Origin of the sequence: Levilactobacillus sp. FUA 3915 (genome assembly GCF_044053135.1) — a bacterium.
Taxonomy (GTDB): Bacteria; Bacillota; Bacilli; order Lactobacillales; family Lactobacillaceae; genus Levilactobacillus; species Levilactobacillus lanxiensis.
In genome coordinates this window covers 1,171,197-1,189,159 of record NZ_CP168704.1, presented here as the reverse complement: position 1 = coordinate 1,189,159, position 17,963 = coordinate 1,171,197, and the positions used below count along the sequence as shown (strand labels likewise).

The window sequence follows — 17,963 nt, the reverse complement described above, 5'->3', positions numbered from 1 at the left end:
CTAAACGCAACGAAAAAAGGAGGACTTTCATCTATGAAAATTACTGTTATTGGTGCCACCGGGATGGCCGGCTCTGCCATTGTTGCCGAAGCCTTAAAACGTGGTCACAGTGTCACGGCCCTGGCCCGCTCAGAGGAAAAATTGGCGAAGCTTCCGGCCAACCCGAACCTGACGACGCGCACCCAAGACGCCTTTCAACTGACGACCGCTGACCTCACCGCCAGTGATGTGGTGGTTGATGCATTTGCGACCGCCCCCGCTCAGGCTTACCTGCACGTAGACTTGGCCACTCATCTGGTCAGTCAGTTGCGGGAAACCACGATGCCCCGTCTAGCCTTCATTTTGGGCGCAGGCAGCCTGCTGACCGGCGACGACCATCACCTGTTCGTGCACGATCTGGAACAGGCACCTGAGGCCGCTAGCTTCATTAGTGTTCCCCAGAACCAGTTGAAGGAATTAACCTTCTTACGCGACGTCGACAACGTGAACTGGTTTGGCGTCTCTCCTGCCGCCAACTTCCATCCCGGCGAGGCCACAGCAGCCAAATTAGGCACCGATGAGCTGTTGGCCAATGACCAAGGCGAAAGCGGCACTAGTGCCGGCACCATGGCCGTTGCCATCTTGGATGAGCTTGAGAACCCCCAACACCACCAGACCCGTTTTACGGTAGCAGATAACTAAACCGCTACGCCGCCATATCATCTGGCGGCGTTTTTTGGTATGCTAGTCTGCGGTAAAACTCTGACATAGAAAGTTGCGATTACTTTGAAAACAAAATTAAATTGGCGAGAAATGTTGTTCATCGGCATGATGCTGTTCGGGCTGTTCTTCGGTGCCGGCAACTTAATTTTCCCCGTCTTTCTAGGCCAACAGGCTGGTAGCCACGTGGGGGCGGCCATCGTCGGCCTTCTGCTCACGGGGATTGGCTTGCCACTCCTGGGGGTCGCCGGCATTGGGTTGACCCGTAGCGAGGGCGTCTTCGACCTGGCAACCAAGGTCAACCGGCCGTTTGCCTACACCTTCACCATCCTGCTGTACCTCACCGTGGGTCCATTTTTTGCGCTCCCCCGGCTCGCCACGACCTCCTTTCAAATTGGTCTGGCGCCGTTCGTCCATCCCGCGCAACAGGGGTGGGCGTTGGCAATTTTCTCCGTACTCTTCTTCCTGGTCGCCTGGGTCCTGGCCCGGAATCCCGGTAAGCTAATGGTCTACATTGGCAAATGGCTCACACCGACCTTTCTCGTGCTGCTGGGTCTCCTGATGCTGGCGGCCTTCATCAAACCCATGGGCGGCTTTCACGCGGCGGCGCGCGGGGCGTACGTGGCCAGCCCCCTAGCAACCGGCTTCACGGAGGGCTACAACACGCTGGACGCCTTGGCCTCCCTGGCCTTTGGCATCGTCGTCATCGATAGCATTCGCCAACTGGGTGTGACTGAGCCCGGTCAGATTGCCAGGGACGTCATCAAGGCCGGCATCATCTGCGTGGTCCTCATGGGGATCATCTACTCGCTGCTAGCCCTGATGGGGACCATGAGCCTCGGCCAGTTTGCCGTTGCGGAAAATGGGGGCATCACCCTCGCCCAGATTGCCGACTACTACTTCGGGACGTTCGGGAATCTCCTGCTCGCACTGATTGTGATCATTGCCTGCCTGAAGACGGCGATTGGCCTGATTTCAGCCTTTGGCGACACGCTTCACGGCCTGTTTCCTCGGCTATCTTACGTGAGTCTGACCATTTTCGCTGCGGCACTCCCCTGTTTATTTGCCAACGTTGGCCTGACCAAGCTGATCAGCTATTCGACACCCGTGTTGATGTTCCTCTATCCACTGGCCATCGTCCTGATCATCTTGGCCGTGTGCTCACCGATTCTGGGCACCAGCCGCTGGCTCTTTGGCCTGGGGATGCTCTTCACCCTGATTCCGGCTATTTTCTCCGCCGTGGCCGCTCTGCCTGCCGCCTGGCAACGAGCCGACTGGGCCCAGGGGATTCTGGCGTTAAATAATCGCCTACCACTGGCTGCACAAGGGTTTAGCTGGGCGGTTCCGGCACTGATTGGCTGTCTTCTCGGCTGGCTGATGAGCCGTCTTTTGGACCGTCACACCAATTAACGAAAAAATTATCGTCGTTTCACTCCCATTAAATGAGAAAATCTGGTAAAATAGACGTAAGTTCTAATCGTATGGCCATATTCTCATTAAGTGAAACGAGGTGTTTCGGATGACTCACGTACGTTACCCAGCTACCCCACTCAAGATTGGCGTTATGATCCTAACATTGGTGATGCTAGTCGCGATGTTACTCGCTAGCAATCCCATTTTAGCCGCCTTTCTTTGTTTCAGTTCGTTGATTACGGCGATGCTTCACTTCAATGTCTTTGAAAGCACAGCCGACAGCCACTCGCTTAACCGTATTGACCTCGGCGTTCAAATTACGTTTTTGGTTCTCTCTATCGTTAAGGCGTTCGCCCTTGGTAGCGGCGCCTAACCACCAGGTCCCGTCATCCCCACGATGATGAGGCCTTTTTCTTTTGGAATCACAAAAAACAGCGAACTGGTCGCCACGACTGAACTGCTTCAGTCATGGCAACCGGTCCGCTGCCTTTTAAATTGGCCGTGCCTTGCGAATCCCTGAATCTATGCTAAACTCAAAAAAACGTTTCGAAAGGCGGCTCCTCATGAAAAAATACGCAATCTTTGACCTCGACGATACCCTTCTCGACTTTACGCGTGGCGAAACGGAAGGTGTGACGGCCATTCTCAACCAGTATGGTGCCCCCGACGTGCCGGCCGCCATGAACACCTACCTGACCATCAATCACGGCATCTGGCAGCGCATCGAACAGGGCGCCGACCGTGGTCCTTTACTGGACACCCGGTTTGCCCGGACCTTCGCTGCATTTGGCATGATCGTGGATGGCCCCGCCATCGAGGCCCAGTACAAGAGCATGCTCAACCATAACTACTACACGCTGCCCGGTGCCACGGTCTTGCTGACGCAACTAGCCCAGGCCGGCGTGACGCTGATTGCGGGGACTAATGGGACCAAGTCCGTGCAAGAAAGCCGGTTAGCGGGATCTGGCATTGCCACGTTCTTTGATCAAATCTACATCTCCGAAGACGTCGGCTACGACAAGCCCGACCAACGGTTCTTCGCGCCCATCAAGGCCGCCTATCCAGCGATGACGGCGACGAACACGCTCATGGTCGGCGACAGTCTGCGCTCTGACATCCAGGGCGCTATCAACGCTGGCTTGGCCAACGTCTGGTTCAATCCCCACCACACCGCCAATCCAGCAGCGTTCCGGCCCACCTTTGAGGTGGATTCCTACGCCGGACTCACGCCTTTAATTCTCGACTAGCCCCACTCCATATTTTCCATATCTACGTGCTCAAAGCGCCGGGGTGTCGGTGTGAGCTTGGGCGTGGTGTCGGTTACGCTGGGTTGTACCAAAAACGCCAGCTCGGCCATCGCTTCCCACTCACGTTTGGGTAACAGGACGGCGGCTTGCGTATCATCCCCATCCGTGGGGGTAATGACGACGGTCTCCTGAAGCCGGTGAACGGCGGCCAGAATGACATCTAAATCTTGTTGTGCAGCTAACGGTGTATAGTGTTTCACGAAAACGCCTCCTCTGGGGTAAAAAAGCGCCCGTTAGCGTCGGCACTCCAACCCGCTAACGGACGGCAATCTCATTTATTTTAGGTGCGGCTTAGCAGCGTCCCCAGCAAAACAGCGGCCAGTAGGAGCTGACTGCCGAGGAGGTACCAAGCCTGTTGGTGCCATAATCGACGCGAAGCCGCTGGATAGTGGTGTTGCCGCCGCTGATACCAGCCAATGACGATAGCCACGGCGTTGACAATCGACAGCAGGCCCAGTACCCGTGCATTCAGCCACGTGGGGTGCCAGAGTCCCAGTGCCACGTACAGGACGCCTAGGTACAGCAATCCGTGGTAAATCGTATGGTTGCGGGCCAGCTGTCCTTTGAGCTGGCTGCCGCGTTGGTGTAACTGCGCAATTAATCGATGATGCTGCCAATGACTGGCTAACGCCAAGATGATGCCGATGATCAACAGACTCGTTTGCATCTAAAACGCCCCTTGTTTTCAACCAGCAGCTTCCCACCGATTGCCCCTAAATGGTGTTGCCCCAGGCTATTTTTCAAAGATTAAGGGGGGTCGCACAAACCGAGTCGACCAAGTCACCCGCATCAGTGCGCCACTCTCTTGGTTGTCTCACTACATCCCCCACTTTACCGGACGACTGTTGTGTTTCTGCAAAGAATTGGTAAAGGTCTTGTATACTATACTTTTAATTATCAATATCTATATTCAATAATTAATTATTAATAACAAATAGGACCCGCATTGGCTAAACTTCTAACCAATGTGGGTCCTATTTTTATTTACTAACGAATCACTCGGGTGACTAGGCTTTTACCCAGAAAACCGCCCACACGACTCGCTAGTTCCGGGTTAACTAGTCAACTTTGGCAATCTTCCCCTGTTCGATGTACACGCTCAGGATGGCGATATCGGCGGGGTTGACCCCACTGATTCGGCTGGCCTGGGCCAACGTCTCGGGTTGGATCTTCTTCAACTTTTGGTGGGCTTCCGTTGCGAGCCCGTCGATGGCATCGTAGTCGATCTTAGCAGGGATGGCCTTGGCTTCCATCCGCTTCAATTTAACCACGTTGTCCTCAGCCTTCTTGATGTAGCCGGCGTACTTCAGGGAAATCTCGATTTCCTCAATGATGTGGCGGTCTAACGGCTGTTCAGGTGCTGGAATGAACTGTGCCAACGTTTGGTAGTCAACGTATGGCCGCCGCAGGAAGACAGCAGCGAGAACCCCGTCTTGTAACGGCTTGTCGCCATGGCTCTCAATGAAGGCGTTGATCTCAGCGCTTGGCTTGATGCGAATGCTGTTTAACCGGTCCAGTTCAGCCTTCAAGGCAGCCTTCTTGGCTAAGAAATCTGCATAGCGCTCGTCGCTGATCAGGCCTAATTCGTGGCCCTTGGCCGTCAAACGCAGGTCAGCGTTATCGTGCCGCAAGATCAACCGGTATTCGGCCCGACTCGTCAACAGACGGTAAGGTTCGTTCGTTCCCTTGGTAACCAGGTCATCGACCATGACCCCAATGTAGGCGTCAGAACGTTTCAACGTGAAGCCTGGCTTGCCCAGGGCCCGTAAACCGGCGTTGATACCGGCTAACAGTCCTTGGCCCGCCGCCTCTTCGTACCCGGACGTCCCGTTGGTCTGACCAGCGGTAAACAGGTTCTTCAACGGCTTCGTTTCCAGCGTTGGCCGCAATTGGTAAGGCGACACGACATCGTATTCGATGGCGTAGCCTGGCCGCATCATCTGGGCATCCTCTAACCCCTTGATGGAGTGCAAAATCTTCTGTTGCACTTCTTCAGGCATCGAAGTTGAAAGGCCCTGAACGTACCATTCGTCGGTGTTCCGGCCTTCTGGCTCCAAGAAGAGTTGGTGCCGGGGCTTGTCAGCGAACCGGACGATTTTGTCTTCGATGGATGGGCAGTAACGGGGGCCGACCCCTTCGATCACGCCGGTAAACATAGGGGCGCGGTCCAGGTTGGCCTTGATGATTTCATGCGTCTTTTGGTTGGTGTAGGTCAACCAGCAAGAGAGCTGGTTTTTCAGGTCCAAATAGGCACTGTCTGGCGTGGTGAAGCTAAAGTGGTTCGGCTCCACGTCACCCGGCTGTTCCTCGGTTTCATCGTAATGAATCGTGTTCCCATCGACCCGTGGTGGCGTCCCAGTCTTGAACCGTTCCAGGTCAAAGCCGTACTTAGGCAGGTTAGCCGTCAGCTTGGTGGCTGGTTGGGAGTTATTCGGGCCGGAAGAATACATCAGTTCCCCGATGATAATCTTCCCGCGAGCAGCGGTACCGGCCGCAATGACCACAGCCTTGGCGCTGTAGTGGGCCCCGGTGTTGGTGATGACTCCTTTGCAGACGCCATCTTCCACAATCAGGTCGTCCACGATGCCCTGACGCAAGGTCAAATTGGGCTCGCGTTCGATGGTGTGCTTCATTTCAGCATGGTAGGCGTGCTTGTCAGCCTGTGCCCGCAAAGCGCGGACGGCTGGGCCCTTACCCGTGTTGAGCATCCGCATTTGGACGTAGGTCTTGTCAATGTTACGGCCCATTTCGCCACCCAAAGCATCAATTTCACGGACGACGATACCCTTAGCTGGACCCCCGACGGACGGGTTACATGGCATAAAGGCCACCATGTCCAGGTTGATCGTCATTAACAGGGTCTTGTTGCCCATTCTAGCAGCGGCCAATGCGGCTTCGCTACCAGCGTGGCCGGCACCCACGACGATGACGTCGTAGTCCTGACCGGGATATGCAATTACTTCAGTCATGCTTCTTTCCCTCCAAGCCTAGTCGCTGATGGGAGCGGCCAAGCGGTCTCTTTTATGGTTTTATTTGCCTAAACAGAATTGGCTAAACAACTGGTCGAGCAACTCGTCTTGGTAACTATCCCCGGTGATTTCACCGAGCAGATCCCAAGCCCGCGTCATATCGATTTGTACCAGATCGACGGGCATCCCCGCCGCGATACCGTGTTGCACGTCATCCAGGGCGTCATTGGCCTGATGTAACAGACCGATGTGCCGGGCGTTCGTGACCATCACGGTGTTTTGGCTGGACTCGATGCCTTCATCAAAGAACAGATGCGCGATAGTGGATTCCAATTGATCCATCCCGGTACTTTGTAAAATGGACGTCTCAATAATCGGGCTATCACCGGCCGCAGCCTTCACTGCGGTCATATCAAGTTGTTTTGGCAGGTCCGTCTTGTTTAAAATAAGGATACGTTGGGTGTCAGCCGTGGCGGTTAACAGCTCACGGTCTTCGGCGGTCAACGGTTCACTGGCGTTCAGCACTAGCATCACCAAATCGGCGGTGTTAATGGCCTTCCGCGAGCGTTCAACCCCGATCTTTTCGACCTTGTCCTGTGTATCCCGAATCCCAGCCGTATCGATCAGCTTGAGCGGGACACCCTTGACGTTGACGTATTCCTCAATCACGTCACGCGTGGTCCCGGCAACGTCGGTCACGATGGCCTTGTCCTCATGCAACAGGTGGTTCAACAGACTGCTCTTCCCGACGTTAGGCCGGCCAACGATTGCCGTGGCTAACCCTTCGCGTAAGACCTTCCCTTGCTTAGCCGTGGACAGGAGCACCTTGATCTGCTTTTGGACCTCTTGGGCCTTCTCTAGCAGCATTCTGGTGGTCATGGTTTCCACGTCATCGTATTCGGGATAGTCGATATTAACTTCGACTTGGGCCAGGGCATCGAGGATGTCTTGCCGTAAATTTCGAATCAATTTAGACAAATCCCCGTCCAGTTGGTCTAAAGCCACCTTCATCGACTTATCCGTTTTGGCCCGGATCAAGTCCATCACGGACTCGGCCTGAGTCAAATCGATTCGGCCATTTAAGAAGGCCCGCTTGGTGTATTCACCGGGTTCGGCCAACCGTGCGCCATAGCTCAGGCACAGCTGTAAGATCCGGTTCGTGGCCACAATACCCCCGTGACAGTTGATCTCGATGATATCTTCCTTGGTGTAGGTCTTAGGCGCCCGCATCACGGTGACCATGACCTCATCGACCTCTTCATTGGTTTCGGGGTCCATGATGTGACCGTAGTGAATCGTGTGACTCCCAACCTGGGTCAAATCGGCCCCCTTAAATAGCTTGCTGGCAACGGCGAAGACCTCTTCTCCACTCAACCGAATGATGGAAATGCCCCCTTCACCAGGCGGGGTAGAAATTGCTGCAATCGTATCAAATTCTGTTGCGGTGACTGCCATGAGCCATCCTCCTTTTTATCTGCGGGTCAAGCAGGTGCTAACCACCCGTTTGACCTGGCTTGATTATCCTTGTATTGGTTACATGCTTGTTTTCTTATCAAACCTTAACGCACCGGGCGTATCATTTAACGCCATAAAAAAAAGCACCTACTCCACGCCACCTAACTGTGCGTGGATAAAGTACTTTCACTACTTTATCGTAAACTTGATAAGAATGATTGTCTTCACTATAAGGGCTAACGCCTCATTTGTCAAACAGAAACTAAGCTGGCTCGATCACAACGGCGCGGTGGGGTTCTTTCCCTGCCGAATAAGTCGTGACGTAACGGTTCTTTGCCAGGACGGCATGAATCTGTTTGCGTTCAAATGAGGGCATCGGGTCCAAATAGATGGGCTTACCAGTCGCCACAACCTCGCGGGCCGTGTTTTCTGCCAGCCGAGATAGCGTAATCGTCCGCCGTTCGCGGTAACCCGCCACGTCCAACACAGCGTCCACGTGAGCGGCGCCATGATGATTCAAGTACAGCTGGGCCAGGCTCTGCAGGGCGTTGATGGTCCGACCATGCTTCCCAATCAGTAGGCCTTCCTTGTCGGTCGTAAAGGACAAGTGAATCTGCCGGTGCGCCGTGCTTTCGACCTCGAGGGTAGCGTCGATGCCGAGCTGTTCAACGATGGTCGCCAGGTAATCCTGGACACCGTCTATGGCCGCCTGACGCTGCTGACGGCGTTTAGCGGGATCGACCGGTTCCGGTTTAGGGGCAACCGGTTGTGCTGGCTCAGTCGCCGTTTTGGCCGTGACAGGCGCCGGCTTAGTCTTGGGTTCGGTGCCCGCTGACCGTGGCGCTGCTTTTACTGGTGCTGCCTTTTCTGCGGCCATTTCCTTGGCAACGGGCTTCAACGTCACGTCAACCATGGCATCACGCCGGCCGATTCCCAGCCAGCCCTTTCGTGGAGCGGTGACCACCTTGGTTACGACTTGGTCGCGACTCGTATTCAGTGCGGCCAGTCCCGCCGCAATCGCTGCCTCTTCCGTTTTCCCCGTGTAGATCGTCATCGTCCATTCCTCCATGTCTTTTTCGCTAAGCACTAGTATACCATAACGCGTCAGGTCCCCGTTACTCGGATGTTCGTTGCAGAGCCACGCACACCCCACTGAAAGGAGGTGAACCTGAGATTGTTAAGTGGACGCTGGGGGTTCGCAAGAAACACTGCGATGCGTCGGATAAGTGTCAGCTACAACATTAGTGGAACCGGCCCCATAGCTGGGCAGGTTGAATCCGCCGTCGGGAACGAATGACCATTACCCGGTTTCACTAACAACGACAAAAAAGCCGCCCTAGCAAATTGCCAGGACGACTCAGAAATGCATTTTTAATTGATTTACTTACGTTTACTTTGCTTGGCCCGCCGAACAGCTTTCTTAACGGCACGGTCATGCTTGGACGCTTCTCTTTGTTTCTCATCGCGTTCCGCTTGAATCTTCCACGGATTTTGAATGAGTAAGGTCTGGCCCACTTGGAAAATGTAGGAAACCGTCCAGTACAGGGACAGTGACGAAGCCACGTTTAAGGCGGTGAAGAACACCACCACGGGCATTCCGACAACCATCATCATGTTCATGGAGTTGGTTTCCGGTGCTGACTTGGTGGTTAACCACGAACTTGCGAACGTGGCCAAGGCCGCCAAGATTGGCAAAATGAAGTACGGGTCCTTGTGGCCCAATTGTAACCACAGGAAGGTCCCGGACCGCAGAACGGCCGTCCGCCAAATGGCCTGGTACAAAGCCCAGATGATTGGCAGTTGAACCAAGGCTGGCAAGCACCCCATCACGGGGTTGATGCCGGCTTCCGAATACAACTTCTGTTGTTCGGACTGCAACTTAGCCATGGTTTCGCGGTCTTTAGACGAATATTTCTTTTGGAGGGCCTTCAGTTGAGGTTGAACCTCTTGGGTCTTCCGCATGCTGCGCGTTTGGAAGATCATCAATGGTAACAAGATCACCCGAATGATAATGGTGAAGACGATGATCCCGACACCGTAACTGCCGCCGAACAAGTTGGCCAACCAGATAATCGCCCGCGAGAAGTTTAAGACGATTAAACCGTCCCAGATCCCGGTACTTTGATTGGTGATTGGCTTGTTGCTACAAGCAGAGAGGATAAAGACCAAACTCACAATGCCCAGCATAAGTAGGGTACGTTTGTACTTTTTCACGTTTTTCACGTTTATTCCTCGCTATAGTTGGAATCCAGTAGTTTCGCTAACTTTAACACGTGAATCATGCTGCTTTTCGCATCGGGCATACTGATACCGTCCGCTCGGGGCCGCGCAATCACGAGAAAATCCACATCCTGTTTCAGGTATGGCTTCAACTCGAGAAGGCTCTGCCGGATCCGGCGCTTCACCCAGTTACGGTGAACGGCGTTACCAATCTTTTTCCCGACGGAAATGCCGACCCGAAAGTGCTTCTGGTTAGGTTTTTCCATTGAGTAGACCACGAATTGCCGGTTTGCGACTGAATTCCTGGTTTCAAAGACCTGCTGAAATTCCGCTTCTTTCTTAATGCGGTAAGATTTTCGCATGTGCATCTCCAAAATTCTCGATTTACAGTCCGCGCGGGATTGGTGTTCCAGTCTCCCCGCAGATAAAATAAAAAGACCACTGAAGCTTCAGCGGCCTATGCAGACAATACTTTACGTCCCTTTTGACGGCGACGTGCTAATACTTGACGGCCATTGCTAGTGCTCATGCGCTTGCGGAAGCCGTGGACACGGGAACGGTGACGTTTCTTTGGTTGGAAAGTGCGCTTCATCGTAAAATCTCCTCTCTTATCTATGACTATTTTTTATCTGGTGTTGCCAGACAAATACTAAATGCATTTCCTGAACATAATAGCATAAAGAAAGGAGAAATGAAACAGCAACTTGGCATTTCATAAAAAAAGTTGTGCCCACTAAAATTTGTTTCATGCACTTTGCTTGTGGATAACTCAACTTTTTCGAAAAAGTTATTCCGGACTTGCCAACCGAGTTATCCACTGTTCCACAGCCTGTTTATTTCTAAAAATTAGGATTTGTGTGTTCTGTGGATAACTTGTGAAACACTTGTTACTGTCGTGTTTCAAGTCCACAGATGGCTGTGCATAACTATATTAAACGAGTTTTATCCACAGTTTCTCACAACCCTGTGGATAACTCTATTCACTTCCTGTGAAACAATTATGCACACCCCACAATACCCTGTGGAAAACTTTTTTTCTTCATGCTACACTGGACTTACGTTTTCGTTTGGTCGGAGTCCGTCCAAACGTCAAATGAGCATCTAAACTAAAATAGGGGGATACATCAGTGCCAGATATGTTAACTTTGTGGGCTGACATCAAAAAGCTGTTTAAAGAAAACAGCCAGACGACAGCCTACGCGACTTGGATTGAAACAGCCAAGCCGATTGCCCTGAACGGCAACAAATTAACGTTGGAACTCCCATCACCCCTGCATCGTGATTACTGGACCCATCAACACCTGGACCAGCAATTGGTAGAATACGCATACCAAGCCGCTCACGAAGATATTCAGCCCGTTCTTATTTTGGAAGGGGAGCGTCAGCAACAAGCGACGCTCAAGGCCAAGACCGCGACCCCAGGGGAAGCCGTCCCAACCGAACCCACGCCAACCTTTATGAAGGAAACGGCGCTGAACTCCCGCTACACGTTTGACACTTTCGTCATCGGAAAAGGCAACCAAATGGCCCATGCTGCGGCCTTGGTGGTCTCCGAAGAACCCGGCGTGATGTACAATCCGCTGTTCTTCTATGGTGGCGTTGGGTTGGGCAAGACCCACTTGATGCACGCGATTGGCAACAAAATGCTAGAAGATCGCCCAGACACCAAGGTCAAATACGTGACTAGCGAGGCTTTCACGAATGACTTTATTAATGCGATTCAAACTCGGACGCAGGAGCAGTTTCGTCAGGAGTACCGCAACGTTGATCTGCTACTGGTCGATGATATTCAGTTCTTTGCTAATAAGGAAGGAACGCAAGAAGAGTTCTTCCATACATTCAATGCCCTCTATGACGACGGCAAGCAAATCGTGCTGACGTCTGACCGCTTACCCAACGAAATTCCTAAGCTGCAAGACCGCCTCGTTTCGCGGTTTGCCTGGGGATTGTCCGTGGATATCACGCCGCCAGACTTGGAAACGCGAATCGCTATCTTACGGAACAAGGCCGATGCCGATCAAATTGACATCCCCGACGACACGCTCAGCTATATTGCCGGGCAAATCGATTCCAACGTCCGTGAATTAGAGGGCGCACTGGCCCGCGTTCAGGCTTATTCGCAGTTGATGCACCAGCCAATTACCACTGACTTGGCCGCAGAAGCCCTGAAGAGTTTGAACCTGGCTAATGCCAGTGATGCCATCACGATTCCCGTGATCCAAGACCGCGTGGCCGACTACTTTAACGTTTCCCTCAAGGATTTAAAGGGGAAGAAACGGAAGAAAGCCATCGTGATGCCCCGGCAAATTGCCATGTACCTTTCTCGTGAACTGACCGAGGCATCGCTGCCCCGCATTGGAAACGAGTTTGGCGGCAAGGACCACACCACGGTCATCCACGCTTACGATAAAATTACCGAATCGTTGAAGACCGACGCCGAGCTTCAAAAAGATATTGATAGTCTCAAAGATGAACTGCGGCGCTAGGACGGATCGTCCCGGGTCACCCAATTTTGGCAGACTCGCGACGGTCTTTTTGTGACCAACTGCGGTATGATTAATTGGGTCGCACCGACCATGGTGTGGATAAGATTCTAAAAACATCAAAGTTATCCACAAGTTATCCACAGGTGGAAAGACTAGTAACACAGGATGTTCCTCAAAGTTATCCACAGAATACACCGCTCTACTACGGCTACTATTTTTTTCTTTTAATTAAGTTAAACTACCCGCACCACGAAAAGGAGTGTCAGTTTATGAAATTCACCATCAACCGGGCTGCGTTCATTAAGGAACTGAACAACGTCTCCCGTGCTATCTCATCGAAGACCACGATTCCCATTTTGACGGGGTTAAAAATCGTTGCGAGTGACGCAGGGTTACTTTTAACGGGATCCAATGCCGATATTTCTATTGAAACCCTGATTCGGGCCGATGATCCTGATATTGGGTTAAGCATTGATGAACCTGGTTCCATCGTGTTAACTGCCCGGTTCTTCAGTGAAATCGTCAAACGGTTGCCCGAAAAGGAAATGACCGTAGAAGTTAAAGACGGGTTCCAAACCGAAATCACTTCTGGTGCCGCTGCCTTTAACATCAACGGCCAAGATGCCAACAACTATCCGCATTTACCAGAAATTGACGCGGCTGATTCCGTGGTCTTATCCGGAGCCGTCTTCAAAGAATTAATTGGGCAAACGGTCATTGCCGTTTCCAACCAAGAAAGTCGGCCAATCCTGACCGGGGTTCATTTCGTCTTGTCTGAGGACCAGTTCTTAGCCGTTGCCACAGACAGTCACCGGTTGAGCCAACGCCAAATTGCGTTGCCAACGCACAGTGATGCCACCTTCGACGTGATTATTCCTGGGAAGAGTCTGACCGAATTGTCCCGGATGATCGGGGATGACAAGGCTGACGTGAAGATGCAATTCTCAGAAAACCAAGTCCTCTTCTTGTTGGGCGACACGTCCTTCTACTCACGCTTACTGGAAGGCAATTACCCTGACACGTCGCGGTTGATTCCCAAGGAAGCCTCCACGACTGTTGAATTCGAAGCACCAGAATTGTTGTCCGCCGTTGAACGGGCCTCTCTGTTGTCTCACGAATCCCGGAACAACGTGGTTAAGTTAACGTTGACGCCAGCCGATAACCAAGTGACCATCTTCAGTAACTCACCTGATGTCGGGAATGTTGAAGAAGAATTAGCCCCCAAAGCGCTTGATGGGGAAGACCTCGAAATTTCCTTCAACCCTGATTACATGAAGGATGCGCTGCGGTCATTTGGCCAAAGCACGATTCGCGTGGCCTTCACCTCAGCCTTGCGGCCATTCACGTTGGTGCCAACTGAAGATACCAGCAACTTTATTCAGTTGATCACGCCAGTGCGGACGTTCTAAAATTTCACAAGCAGTTTCACAAGCCAATTCACAAGCGCCGTTTCCCGTTGAGGAGACGGCGTTTTTCTGTGCGCTGCTCGTGATGAAGAGAAAAGGAAAGTGGGGTGGCGAGCAGGCGGTATCCTGAGACAAGAGGTTGAAACAATCAGGCAGATGTTCTAATTAGGGCCTATTTTGTTGGCCACAGCCTGTGGTTTCCCAAAATGTCGGCCAGTGCTTCTAAAATTTGTGGACCACGGTCTGGTGCCTGGTTAGGTGCCCTGAACATAGAATCTGTTCCTCCTAATCTGATTGGTGCACCTCACGAGAGACGGCCCGACGATTAGGTTGTTAGGCCCACCGATTTTCTGTCAGACTTCTCGTGAAACCAAGCTAAATTCGCGGCAAAAATAGCCCATTGCGTGCGCATTTGACCGGAGTCAGACGTTACATAACGATTTTTATTGAAATTAAAGCTAAAAATTATGGGATTTCGGCCATAACCGGGCTATTTTTGATTCTGAGCAAATTTACCGGTTTTTTAGCAAAAATATCAAGAATGGTATAAATCGTCTCAGACGGCAAAAATAAGGTTGTTCATCTGTACCTTTTCGTTAAAAAGCGGTATAATATAAGAGAAGAAAATTAAGGGGTGAAATTGTGAAAAAAGAAGTTTTCATTGAGACGCCCTACATGACTTTGGGCCAGATGCTCAAAGAAGAATCCGTTATCAGTACGGGTGGCCAAGCCAAATGGTATTTGCGGGAAAACACCGTAAACGTCAATGACGAGCCAGATAATCGGCGGGGCCGCAAGCTGTATCCAGGCGATACGGTCGACGTACCTGAGGTAGGATTATTTTTTATACGCTCAAAGCAGGGTGAATAATGTATTTGCAAGAGTTGCAGTTGCAGCATTTTCGCAACTACCCGACTGCTGATCTGCAGCTGGGCAAGGGAATCAACGTTTTGTTGGGAGAAAATGCGCAGGGCAAGACCAATCTATTAGAGGCCATTTACGTGTTGGCGCTGACGCGCAGCCACCGAACGGCTAACGACCATGATTTGGTCAACTGGCAAGCCAAAACGGCGAAGGTCAGTGGCCGGGTGGTCAAAGCTGCCGGGTCGGTACCGTTGGAGCTGACTTTTTCGCGGCAGGGGAAACGCGCCAAGGTGAATCACCTGGAGCAGGCCCGGTTGTCACAGTACGTGGGCCAGCTCAATGTGATTCTATTTGCGCCGGAAGACCTGGCCATTGTTAAGGGGGCGCCGTCCGTGCGTCGCCGCTTCATGGACATGGAATTTGGTCAAATGAATCCGCGTTACCTCTACAACCTAAGTCAGTACCGCACGTTGTTAAAACAACGGAACCGCTACCTAAAGGATCTCCAGCACAAGCAAAAAAAGGACCTCCTTTTTTTGTCGGTGTTATCGGATCAATTAGCGGCGTACGGGGCTGAGATTATCGCGCAACGCTTGACCATGCTGCACAAGCTGGAGCATTGGGCCCAGGCGATTCACGCGGAAATTTCACAACAACGTGAGGAATTGACGTTTCACTACGCCACACAGGTGCCTGACGACCAGTTAACGGACGCCAAGACCATCTGTGCCGCGCTGACGGCGCTTTACGCTAAGCAACGCGACAAGGAGCTTTACCAGGGGACAACGCTGGTGGGGCCGCATCGTGATGATTTGCATTTTCAGGTCAATGACAAGAACGTCCAAACGTTCGGATCACAGGGCCAGCAACGCACCACGGCGCTTAGTGTCAAGCTTGCTGAGATTGATTTGATGAAGGAAGAGACCGGGGAATATCCCGTGTTGCTTCTGGATGATGTGCTCTCTGAACTAGATGATGCCCGGCAGACCCACTTGCTGACGGCAATTCAGGATAAAGTCCAAACGTTTATTACCACCACCAGTTTGAGCGGTATCACCCGCCAACTGATTAAGGACCCAACCATTTTTCACGTGGCTGATGGGACCGTGGTGGCCGACGCGTCGCCAGACAACGACGCAGCAACAAAGGAGGATTAGGCAGTGGCTGATTACGAACATGAAACCAAAGCAGAACAGGCGAAGGAATACGATGCCAGCCAAATTCAAGTCTTAGAGGGCTTGGAAGCGGTTCGTAAGCGTCCCGGGATGTACATTGGCTCGACCAGCGCCCAAGGCCTGCACCATTTGGTCTGGGAAATTGTGGATAACGGGATTGATGAAGCCTTAGCGGGCTTCGCCAACGAAATTCACGTGACGGTCAACAAGGATAACAGTATTACCGTGACCGATAACGGCCGGGGGATTCCTATCGATATCCAAAAGAAGACCGGGAAACCAGCGTTAGAAACGGTTTTCACTATCTTGCATGCCGGTGGTAAATTCGGTGGTGGCGGGTACAAGGTCTCCGGTGGTCTGCATGGGGTCGGGGCTTCCGTCGTGAACGCCCTGTCGACTGAATTAGATGCCCAAGTTATTCGTGGTGGCAAGAAGTACGGGATGACCTTTAACCGGGGTCACGTGGTCTCTCCGATGAAGGTGATCGAAGAGGGCTTGCCCGAAGAACAACATGGCACGATCGTTCACTTCCTGCCAGACCCAGATATCTTCCGGGAAACGACGACGTTTGATATCAAGACGTTGCGGACCCGGATCCGGGAACTGGCTTTCTTAAACAAGGGCTTGCGCATCACCATCCGTGATGAACGTCCGGAAACGCCAACCGAAGACGATTTCCTCTATGAAGGTGGGATTCGCCACTACGTTGACTTTTTAAACGAAAACAAAGAAACCCTGTTCGAACCCCCAATCTACGTTGAAGGGGAAGAGAACGGGATTACGGTTGAAGTGGCCTTACAATACACTGATGATTACCACAACAACCTGTTGACCTTTACCAACAATATCCACACCTACGAAGGTGGGACCCATGAAGAAGGGTTCAAACGTGCTTTGACGCGGGTCGTGAACGATTACGCTCGGCAAAACAAGCTGATGAAGGACAACGAACCTAACCTGACCGGGGATGACGTCCGGGAAGGCTTGACCGCCGTGGTTTCCGTGAAACATCCGGATCCCCAATTTGAAGGTCAAACCAAGACCAAGTTAGGGAACTCAGATGCCCGGACCGCCGTGGATCACACGTTTGCTGACCACTTCATGCGTTTCTTAATGGAACACCCTGACGTGGCCCGTAAGGTCGTGGACAAGGGGACATTGGCGTCTAAAGCCCGAGTTGCCGCTAAGCGGGCTCGGGAAGTTACCCGGAAGAAGAGTGGGTTGGAAATCTCTAACCTGCCTGGGAAATTGGCCGATAACACGTCTAAGGATCCCGCTATTTCCGAACTGTTCATTGTCGAAGGGGATTCTGCCGGTGGTTCTGCTAAGCAGGGCCGTTCGCGGTTGACCCAAGCCATCCTGCCAATTCGGGGGAAGATTTTGAACGTGGAAAAGGCCTCAATGGACCGGATTCTGGCCAACGAAGAAATTCGTTCGCTGTTTACCGCCATGGGGACCGGCTTTGGTAACGACTTTGACGTGTCTAAAGCCAACTATCACAAACTAATTCTCATGACCGATGCCGATGTCGATGGCGCCCATATCCGGACGCTCCTGCTGACGCTGGTCTACCGCTACATGCGGCCATTGTTGGATGCCGGTTACGTGTACATCGCTTGCCCACCGCTCTACCGGGTGCGTCAAGGGAAGATGCAACGTTACCTGGACAGCGACGATGAATTGAAGGAATTGCTGGGGCAGTTACCACCAGCACCCAAGCCTCAGATTCAACGGTACAAAGGGTTAGGGGAAATGGATGCCGAACAACTTTGGGATACCACGATGAACCCTGACAACCGACGGCTCTTGCGGGTTGACGCCGATGACGCCATCAACGCAGACCAAGTCTTTAGCATGCTGATGGGGGACAAGGTTGCTCCCCGGCGTGAATTCATTGAAGACAATGCCACCTTTGCTGAGTTGGATGTTTAGTCAGTGTTAGGCAAGAACGGAGGGTAAAAATTTGGCT

The 17,963-nt window shown here is 52.3% G+C and carries 17 protein-coding genes; 9 read left to right on the top strand and 8 right to left on the bottom strand.

Annotation, left to right across the window (positions count from 1 at the left end; translation table 11 throughout):
• Window positions 1-33 precede the first annotated feature (33 nt).
• From ACEPST_RS05725 to ACEPST_RS05710, 4 genes are all read left to right on the top strand, one after another.
• Window positions 34-681, top strand: coding sequence for an NAD(P)-dependent oxidoreductase (locus ACEPST_RS05725; protein ID WP_204120644.1), 648 nt, complete (start codon window positions 34-36; stop codon window positions 679-681).
• Window positions 682-792: 111 nt separating this feature from the next.
• On the top strand, window positions 793-2,109 hold the full coding sequence (brnQ, locus tag ACEPST_RS05720) for a branched-chain amino acid transport system II carrier protein (protein ID WP_374706458.1): 1,317 nt from the start codon (window positions 793-795) through the stop codon (window positions 2,107-2,109).
• 109 nt (window positions 2,110-2,218) lie between these two features.
• Entirely contained in the window at window positions 2,219-2,485 is a 267-nt protein-coding gene (locus ACEPST_RS05715; protein WP_204120642.1) for a hypothetical protein, read from the top strand.
• Between the two features lie 190 nt (window positions 2,486-2,675).
• Window positions 2,676-3,359 carry a YjjG family noncanonical pyrimidine nucleotidase gene (locus tag ACEPST_RS05710; protein ID WP_204120641.1) on the top strand — a complete coding sequence of 228 codons (684 nt, stop codon included), beginning with the start codon at window positions 2,676-2,678 and terminating at the stop codon, window positions 3,357-3,359.
• Here the strand turns inward: ACEPST_RS05710 and ACEPST_RS05705 are convergent.
• The 8 genes from ACEPST_RS05705 to rpmH all read right to left on the bottom strand — a co-directional run bounded on the left by ACEPST_RS05705 (window position 3,356) and on the right by rpmH (window position 10,655).
• The gene (locus tag ACEPST_RS05705; protein ID WP_204120640.1) at window positions 3,356-3,619 is read right to left on the bottom strand and encodes a type II toxin-antitoxin system Phd/YefM family antitoxin; all 264 of its coding nucleotides are present in this window, start codon (window positions 3,617-3,619) and stop codon (window positions 3,356-3,358) included. The two genes, ACEPST_RS05710 and ACEPST_RS05705, sit on opposite strands and share 4 nt — an antisense overlap.
• 80 nt (window positions 3,620-3,699) lie before the next feature.
• Window positions 3,700-4,086 carry a hypothetical protein gene (locus tag ACEPST_RS05700; RefSeq protein WP_204120639.1) on the bottom strand — a complete coding sequence of 129 codons (387 nt, stop codon included), beginning with the start codon at window positions 4,084-4,086 and terminating at the stop codon, window positions 3,700-3,702.
• 391 nt (window positions 4,087-4,477) lie between these two features.
• Entirely contained in the window at window positions 4,478-6,388 is a 1,911-nt protein-coding gene (gene mnmG, locus ACEPST_RS05695) for a tRNA uridine-5-carboxymethylaminomethyl(34) synthesis enzyme MnmG (protein ID WP_203640140.1), read from the bottom strand.
• A 60-nt stretch (window positions 6,389-6,448) separates the two neighbouring features.
• A complete protein-coding gene (mnmE, locus tag ACEPST_RS05690; protein ID WP_204120638.1) occupies window positions 6,449-7,843 on the bottom strand; it encodes a tRNA uridine-5-carboxymethylaminomethyl(34) synthesis GTPase MnmE in 1,395 nt (464 codons plus the stop codon).
• Between the two features lie 262 nt (window positions 7,844-8,105).
• The gene (gene jag / locus ACEPST_RS05685; RefSeq protein WP_204120637.1) at window positions 8,106-8,897 is read right to left on the bottom strand and encodes an RNA-binding cell elongation regulator Jag/EloR; all 792 of its coding nucleotides are present in this window, start codon (window positions 8,895-8,897) and stop codon (window positions 8,106-8,108) included.
• Window positions 8,898-9,223: 326 nt separating this feature from the next.
• Window positions 9,224-10,057 (bottom strand): membrane protein insertase YidC, encoded by an 834-nt coding sequence (gene yidC / locus ACEPST_RS05680; protein ID WP_204120689.1) that lies wholly within the window; start codon window positions 10,055-10,057, stop codon window positions 9,224-9,226.
• A gap of 11 nt (window positions 10,058-10,068) precedes the next feature.
• Window positions 10,069-10,425 carry a ribonuclease P protein component gene (gene rnpA, locus ACEPST_RS05675; RefSeq protein ID WP_125583415.1) on the bottom strand — a complete coding sequence of 119 codons (357 nt, stop codon included), beginning with the start codon at window positions 10,423-10,425 and terminating at the stop codon, window positions 10,069-10,071.
• A 95-nt stretch (window positions 10,426-10,520) separates the two neighbouring features.
• Window positions 10,521-10,655, bottom strand: coding sequence for a 50S ribosomal protein L34 (gene rpmH / locus ACEPST_RS05670; protein ID WP_081624573.1), 135 nt, complete (start codon window positions 10,653-10,655; stop codon window positions 10,521-10,523).
• Window positions 10,656-11,190: 535 nt separating this feature from the next.
• On the opposite strand from rpmH, the gene dnaA reads away from it, so the two are divergent.
• The 5 genes from dnaA (at window position 11,191) to gyrB (ending at window position 17,926) form a co-directional block, all read left to right on the top strand.
• Window positions 11,191-12,549, top strand: a complete 1,359-nt coding sequence (dnaA, locus tag ACEPST_RS05665; protein ID WP_125764912.1) for a chromosomal replication initiator protein DnaA — start codon at window positions 11,191-11,193, stop codon at window positions 12,547-12,549.
• A 269-nt stretch (window positions 12,550-12,818) separates the two neighbouring features.
• The gene (dnaN, locus tag ACEPST_RS05660) at window positions 12,819-13,958 is read left to right on the top strand and encodes a DNA polymerase III subunit beta (protein WP_203640143.1); all 1,140 of its coding nucleotides are present in this window, start codon (window positions 12,819-12,821) and stop codon (window positions 13,956-13,958) included.
• A 639-nt stretch (window positions 13,959-14,597) separates the two neighbouring features.
• Window positions 14,598-14,825, top strand: coding sequence for a S4 domain-containing protein YaaA (yaaA, locus tag ACEPST_RS05655; protein ID WP_203646591.1), 228 nt, complete (start codon window positions 14,598-14,600; stop codon window positions 14,823-14,825).
• Complete coding sequence (gene recF / locus ACEPST_RS05650) at window positions 14,825-15,976, top strand: DNA replication/repair protein RecF (protein ID WP_203646584.1); 1,152 nt, start codon at window positions 14,825-14,827, stop codon at window positions 15,974-15,976. Before yaaA ends, recF begins: the two co-directional genes overlap by 1 nt.
• 3 nt (window positions 15,977-15,979) lie before the next feature.
• The gene (gene gyrB / locus ACEPST_RS05645; protein ID WP_203646582.1) at window positions 15,980-17,926 is read left to right on the top strand and encodes a DNA topoisomerase (ATP-hydrolyzing) subunit B; all 1,947 of its coding nucleotides are present in this window, start codon (window positions 15,980-15,982) and stop codon (window positions 17,924-17,926) included.
• Window positions 17,927-17,963: the final 37 nt, after the last annotated feature.